This window comes from Micromonospora sp. NPDC048040 (assembly GCF_055587185.1).
This window is the reverse complement of record NZ_JBVJGT010000115.1, coordinates 1-7,718: the sequence shown is the minus strand read 5'-3', so window position 1 is coordinate 7,718 and position 7,718 is coordinate 1. Positions and strand designations below refer to the sequence as shown.

General features: G+C 65.4%; 1 protein-coding gene. It reads right to left on the bottom strand.

All coding sequences use genetic code 11. The annotated features are described in order from the left end of the window. On the bottom strand, positions 1-7,529 hold a 7,529-nt coding region (locus tag ACZ6O2_RS36175), incomplete at its 3' end, for a hypothetical protein (protein ID WP_466026167.1). Between the last annotated feature and the right edge of the window lie 189 nt (positions 7,530-7,718).

Genomic DNA, 7,718 nt, shown 5'->3' with positions numbered 1-7,718 from the left:
TCGTCGAACACCGCCCGGTTGCCCAGCCGTTTGTACTCGGTTTGGAACACATCGAGCGTGGCCGCCACGCACCACCACAGGTCGCCGCTGCTGCCAGGCACCCCGTCCCCGGTGCGCGGGCGCTTCTCGACCGGCCCCGCCGTTCCTTCCGGCCCGGCTCGCCGTTTGCCGCTGTCGGTCATCTCCCGCTGCTTCTTGAACTCGTCGAACCACTCGTTCGACATGTTCGTGTCGATGAGCCGGTGGGCGTATCCGGACCGGTCGGCCAACGGCGCCTTGACCGCGGCGAAGACACTCGTGACGACGTTCGACTCCTCCAGCCGGAAGAATCGGCCGACCCGCAGGGCGACCTCCGTCCCAGGGGAGAGATCCACCTCCCGCCCGTCCAACGTCTTGCCCGAGTTGTCCCCACCCAGCGCGAGCGGCAGCGGGTCGGGCGTCCGCTTGTCCTCCTGCATCACGAGATCGATGGACACTTCGTCGACAAGCGGCGGCGGCTCGATTGATTCCCACAGCGCCAGCGTGCGCAGCCACTCGATGTCGTAAGCGGTGGGCGGCGGCGAGGACAGCTCCAGGTACAGGGGCGCTCCCGTGCCGTTCCTTCCGGCCGGTGCTTCCAGGACCGCCAGGGGCAGACCATCCATCCCGTACCCGAGCCGGAAACGCCCCTCCTTCAACTCCGCGGCGATGACCGGCGGAAGCCCGTCAGCCACCTCGACCGGTGGAATCGTGACTCTCTGGCCGCCGAAGGTGATGTTATTAAATACTCCGCTTTCGCTCACCGGCACCGTGATGTGGTAGAGATTGCCGAACTTCCACCGATCGGCGGTCTCCCACACCGGGCCGGCTGCCATGCTCCGCAGTTCGGCCAGCTCGCTGTCGGTGAACCTGCGGGCGAACTCCTGGTAGACGAACCTCTCGGTGCCGTCGGGCGCGGTGTACGGGATTCTGGCGATAGCGATACTGACACCTTCGCCATCAACCTTTCCGACAACGACAGCGACCCTGTCGCCCGCGACGGCGACCCGACCGACATATTCGAGGAACACGTCGTTGTCGCCAACCCGGAACTGAAGATATGGGCGACCCTCGATATCCTCGACGGGGACGGGGACGGTGAATGGGTCTTGCAGGTTCCAACGGTTCTCGTCTTCCCACTTGCTGTCCTCGCGGAGCGCGTCGACGTATCGGCGGTGCTCTTCGAGCACCTCGATGTGCCGGCGGGGGGAGCTGGAGCGTTGACGGACGGCCGCGAGGTTCCGATCGAATGTGTCCCGCAGAAGCGACCAGTGGCGGTTCGTCGTGTTCTGTTCCGCCGCGTCGACTTCGGTTTTCAGCACATCGAGCGCCTCGTCGAACACGGCATCCAGCCGGCGCAGTTCGGTGAGGGCCGTCGGTGACGGGAAACCCTCGACGATGCGGGCATCGTGCGGGTCACGAGGCTGGCCGAGGTGGTAGGCGCCGTTCAAGAAGACGACGGGTTGCGGTTTGGCGCCGTCATCGGACGGCGGACCGATGACGTGCGGGGCGCCGAACGGGTGGTGGATCTCCATCGGCAGACCCAACCCCCAGGCCACGATGTGGGGAACCACATGCACAACGTCGGGATAGCCGGGCTGGCGGTGTACGAGTTTGTTGAGCAGGTGCCGGTGCAGGGTCTCCCGTCGCTGCTCGGACATGTTCTCCGGATAAGGGAGAAATGCTCTGAACATCGACTGCTCGCCCCGGCGGAGGTCGGCGTCCAGGTGGCGGGCCACCAGCACGCCCAGTTCAGCCACGGTGGTGACGCCCGCCTGCGCCAACAGCTCTCCATGGGTTTTCAACACCGTCCCGTAGAAGACGTCGAGCGGCCCCGCGTCGCCCTCCGCGCGATCGATGTGGAAAACCGAATGCGCCCACTGCTCGAATGCCGCCAACTCGCTGCGGGTTTCCCCGGCCGACAACTGCCCGATCGCCGACTCAACTTTCGACCACCGGGCCTCCGCCGCCCTTTCCATCAGCTTGGTCAGATCCGCCGCCGTGAGTCTGGTGGCGAACTCCTGGTACATGAAGGTTTCGGTTCCGTCGGGCGCGGTGTACGGGACTCTGGCCTCAGCGAGGCCCTCTTCGCCGTCCATCCAGAAATCGACAGCGATCCTGTCGCCCAGGATGGAGATGGAGTTGAGCGAGCTGATACGCAGGCTCTTGCCGCCCACCTCCATCACCAACAATGCATTCTGTGCACCTTGGACCCGGACGGTGAGGTAATGGGTGAACCAACCCGTCTGAGGCCTTCGGCTCTCGTCTTTCCAGCCGCTGGTCCGGCGGATGTAATAGAGGTGCCGGCGGTGTTCTGTCAGGATGTCGGCCTGGCGTTGGGGCGATTCGGGGCGTTGACGGATGACCGCGAGCTTACGCTGGAACGCTTCCCGCAGGGCGGGCCAGTGTCTGTTGGCCGGACGAGGGTCCTGTTCCGCCTCGTTGATTTGCTCCTGCAGCAGACCGAGTGCCTGGTCGAACAGTCCATCCAGTCGCTGCTTCTCGTCGTCCGATATTGACGTCCGCTCGGGACCCTCGGCGAGGCGGCCAGCGCGTTCGGCATCGGCTGGGTCAGGTAGCTGGCCGAGGTAGAAGGCGCCATCGTAGAAGACGACCGGATACGGGTCGGCACCAGCATCGGACTCCGTTCCGATGTCGTACGGGGCGCCGAACGGTTGGTAGATGCGCAGCTGGGGCAACTTCCGGGCCAGGATACGGACAACCACAGGCGCGACGTCGTAATCGCCGTTCTGGTGGTTCGCGACCTTGTCGATCCAGTTCCGGTGCAGGTCCTCTCGCCGCTGCTCGGACATGACCTCCGGATACGGAAACAACTCCCTGAACTCCGACGCGTCACCCAGGCGGAGCTCGGCGGCCAGGCTGCTGGCCGCCCACCCGCGCAGTCCGTTCGGGATGCGGTCGAGCTTCAAGTCCGCCAACTGCTGGCTGAAGGTGCGCAACACCGAGTAGAAGTCTGGCTTCTGTCCACCCTTCGCGAGATCGATTCCGAACACGTCGCGCGTCCACCGCACGAAATTCTGCTCGTCGCGTTCGCCCACGGCCGACAACTGTCCGATCGCCGAAGCCACGGTCCGCTTCCAGCCCTGCCGGGCGCCGCCGGACCCACCGACCGCCAGCGCCCCACCCTGCCCCGGGCCTGTCAGCACCCCCGCCTGCCCCGAGACCGCCAGGGCCTCGGTGATCTTGCGTTTCAGGTCGTCGAAGTCCTTGTTGTCCACACCCGTGTCAACAAGCCGGTAGACGTGTCCGGACTTGTCGACCAACGGCGCCTTGACCACGGCGGGAATGGTGCCGGCGACATCCGCTCCGACCGACCCCGGCTCCTGCCACTTCCCCACCCTCAGGGTGACCAACGTCCCCGGGGAGAGATCCACCTCCGCCCCGTCCAACGTCTTGGCCGGATCACCGCCGACCGCGATAGACAGCGGACCGGACGTCCACGTCCCCTCCTGCAACACGACATCGAAAGACATCTCCTCGGAAAGATCCCACCGGGCCGTCGGTTCCCACAACGCCTCCTTGCGCCGCCGCTTGATGTCGTCCACGACGAGGGCGGGCTTGCGCGCTTCCAGGTAGAGGGGCAGTCCTCTGACGTTCTTCTCGGCCTGCGCTACCAGGACCGCAGTGGGTCGGCCACCGTCCCTGGCATACCCGAGCAGGAGACGACCGTCCAGCTCGGCAGGGAGGACAGGCGGAAGTCCGCCGACCACCGGGACGTGCGGGACCGTGAGCAATTTTTCCCTCTTTTTGGCCTTGGGGTCGCCGAAGGCGCCGGCCAAGTTCCCGTCTACACGGAAAGGCAACGTGACCTGGTAGTAGTCGCTCGACAGCGGTGGGTGGTGAAGGTCCCACACGCGGCCGGCTGCCTTCCTCCTCAACTCGACCAGGTCACGTTCGCCGAGCTTGAGTTCGCTTCTTCGGTAGATGATCCTGTCGGTGCCGTCAGTCGCGTCGGTATACCGGAATTCCCCAAAACCGATGCCTTCTTCCCCGAGCGCCCCGAAATGAAAAGCAACCGAATCGCCGTGCATGACCAGTTGGTTGACATTGAGGAGAACCCTGTCGATGTCGCCCAGCCGCACGCGCAACCGCGAGCTCCGCCCGGACCGCACTCGGGCGGCGTAGATGTCGAGCGTAAACTGTCCACGGAGGTCCGGCTTCTTTTCCTCCCAGAGGCTATCCACGTCGAGGCTGTCGAGGTATCGGCGGTGTTCGGCGAGTTCCCGGACCTTTTTGCGGTAGGGGAAGTCGGGTTGTTTACGGATGACCGCGAGTTTGCGCTGGAAGGTTTCCCGCAGGATGGGCCAGTGCTTGGCGTTGGTCGGATGGGCGTTCTCCTCCGCCGCCTCGATTCTCTCTTGCAGCAGATCGCGTGCTTCGTCGAACAGCCGATCGAGTCGCTGCTGCTCGTCGTCCGATATTGACGTCCGCTCGGGACCCTCGGCGAGGCGGCCAGCGAGTGCGGCATCGGCTGGGTCAGGTAGCCGGCCGAGGTAGAAGGCCCCATCGTAGAAGACAACCGGATACCGGATGGCACCAGCACCGGGCTCCGGGCCGATATCGTCCGGGGCACCGAACCGATGGTGGATCCGCATCGACAGGGGCAACCTCGAAGCGATGATGTAAGGAACCACATGCGCAATGTCGTAATCGCCGGTCTGGTCGTGCGCGATCTTGTTAAGCCATTGCCGGTGCAGGTCCTCCCGTCGCTGCTCGGACATGACCTCCGGATACGGAAGCAACTTCCGGAACTCCGACGCCTCACCCAGGCGAAGGTCAGCGGCCAACTGGCGGGCCACCCACGCGCGCAGTCCAGCAATGCTGCGCTCGACCCCCGCGCCCTCCAACTCCCTCCCGAAGCGACTCACCACCGCCTTGTAGAAGTCGTTCACCCTCGGCGTGTGCCCCGCGAGATCGATTCCGAACACGTCGCGCGTCCACCGCACGAAATTCTGCTCGTCGCGTTTGCCCACGGCCGACAACTGTCCGATTGCCGAGGCCACTGTCGGCGACGGGTCCGGCGCTACACCGCCGGACCCACCGACCGCCAGCGCCCCACCCGACGCCGGGCCTGTCAGCACCCCCGCCTGCCCCGAGACCGCCAGGGCCTCGGTGATCTCGCGTTTCAGGTCGTCGAAGTCCTTGTTGTCCACACCCGTGTCGACAAGCCGGTAGACGTGTCCGGACTTGTCGACCAACGGCGCCTTGACCACGGCGGGAATGGTGCCGGCGACATCCGCTCCGACCAACCCCGGCCACTTCCCCACCCACAGGGTGACCAACGTCCCCGGGGAGAGATCCACCTCCGCCCCGTCCAACGTCTTGGCCCGGCCATGACCGCCGACCGCAATAGACAACGGACCGGACGTCCACGTCCCCTCCTGCAACACGACATCGAAAGACATCTTCTCGGAAAGATCCCACCGATCCGCCGGTTCCCACAACGCTCTCTTGCGCAGCCGCTTGATGTCATACCGGGTGACGGTAGGTTTGGAAATTTCCAGGTACAGGGGCAGTCCTTTGACGTTCTTCCTGGCCGGTGCTTCCACGACCGCAGTGGGTCGGCCGCCGTCCCTGGCATACCCGAGTAGAAGCCGGACCTCCTTCAACTCCCTGACGACAACGGGCGGAAGTCCGCCGACCACCGGGAAGTTCCGGATAACCGTCCGCAGGGCTTCCGGGCGGCCTTCGGCTCTACCGAGGATGACACCCAGTCCCCCTTTCTCCTGCACGGACGTCGTCCCGTAGTAGAAGTCGCTCAACAGTCGCGGGCGGTCAATGTGCCACACCTTGTCGGGCACCTTGCTCCTCAGCTCGGCCAGCTCCACGCCAGTGAACCTGCGTTTGATTTCTCGGTGGGCCTCACTTCTGGTGCCGTCGGGTGCGGTGTACTCGATTACAACAATACCGGTGCCCACTCCGTCGGCCGTTCCGATATGGACAGCAATCATATCGCCCGAGATAGCCATCCTCTCAATATTAACGAGGGTCCTGTCCCTCCCGCCCAACCATGTGCGCAACTGTGATACCCCCCCGTAATGCGTGACGGGCAGGAGGAGCGTGAACTGGTCGTCCAGGTTCCGCCGGTTCCCGGACTCCCATTTGCTGACTCGGGCGAGTCTGCGAAGGTAGTGGAGGTGTTCGGCGAGTTCCCGGGCCTTTTTGCGGTAGGGGAAGTCGGGTTGTTTACGGATGACCGCGAGCCTGCGCTGGAAGACTTCCTGCAGGATGGGCAAGTGCCCGGCGTTGGTCGGATGGGGGTTCTCCTCCGCCGCCTCGATTCTCTCTTGCAGCAGATCGCGCGCTTCGTCGAACAGCCGATCGAGTCGCCGCTGCTCGTCGTCCGATATTGACGTCCGCTCGGGACCCTCGGCGAGGCGGCCAGCGAGTGCGGCATCGGCTGGGTCAGGTAGCCGGCCGAGGTAGAAGGCCCCATCGTGGAAGACAACCGGATACCGGATGGCACCAGCACCGGGCTCCGGGCCGATATCGTCCGGGGCACCGAACCGATGGTGGATCCGCATCGACAGGGGCAACCTCGAAGCGATGATGTAAGGAACCACATGCGCAATGTCGTGATCGCCGGCCAGGCCGTGCGCGATCTTGTTAAGCCATTGCCGGTGCAGGTCCTCCCGTCGCTGCTCGGACATGACCTCCGGATACGGAAGCAACTTCCGGAACTCCGACGCCTCACCCAGGCGAAGGTCAGCGGCCAACTGGCGGGCCACCCACGCGCGCAGTCCAGCAATGCTGCGCTCGACCCCCGCGCCCTCCAACTCCCTCCCGAAGCGACTCACCACCGCCTTGTAGAAGTCGTTCACCCTCGGCGTGCGCCCCGCGAGATCGACCCCGAGCACCTCGCGCGTCCACCGCACGAACTCCGCCGCATCATCGCGGGTCCCATCCACCCCACCACGGCGTTCCACGGCCGACAACTGCGCGACCGCCGAAGCCACGGTCCGCTTCCAGTCCTGCCGGGCGCCGCTGGACCCACCGACCGCCGGCGCCCCACCCGGCCCCGGGTCCGGCCCGATTGGTGCGGGGTTCGTCGGCAGGGGCGCGAGATCAAGCTCCGATTCCACCTGGTCCCACGCTGCCAGCAGCCGCAAGGCCTCGTCCGTGTCGGCATCCGCCAGCAAATCGAAGTCAGCCACCGATGCCAGCGGATGCTCCCCCGCCAGCAGATCCGAGGGGTCGACCGGGCCGGCACCCCCCTCCGACTCCCAGTCCATGTCGAACGTCGGTGGATCCACCCCCGCCAGCAGATCCGAGGGGTCGACCGGGCCGGCACCCCCCTCCGACTCCCAGTCCATGTCGAACGTCGGTGGATCCTCCCCTGCCAGCAGATCCGACTCGACCGGGTCGGCATCCCCCTCCGGCTCCCAGTCCATGTCGGACGTAGCCGAATCCACCCCTGCCAGCAGATCCGACTGGACCGAGTCGGCATCCCCCTGCGGCTCCCATCTCTCATCGAGCGTCGGTGTATTCATTCGAAACACACCCATTTCAGCCAGTTCCGTTTCCAGATCCGGGTCCGCTACGGATGCCTGGGCACTAGACGCCGTGCCAGGACCAGTCGAGCCGTTGTTTTCCGTTGGATCGGACGGCTGCCGGGGAAAGCCGGGCGGCTCGGGAGACGTGGCGCCCGCTGCCTGCATCGCCTTGGACGGGCCGCGTGG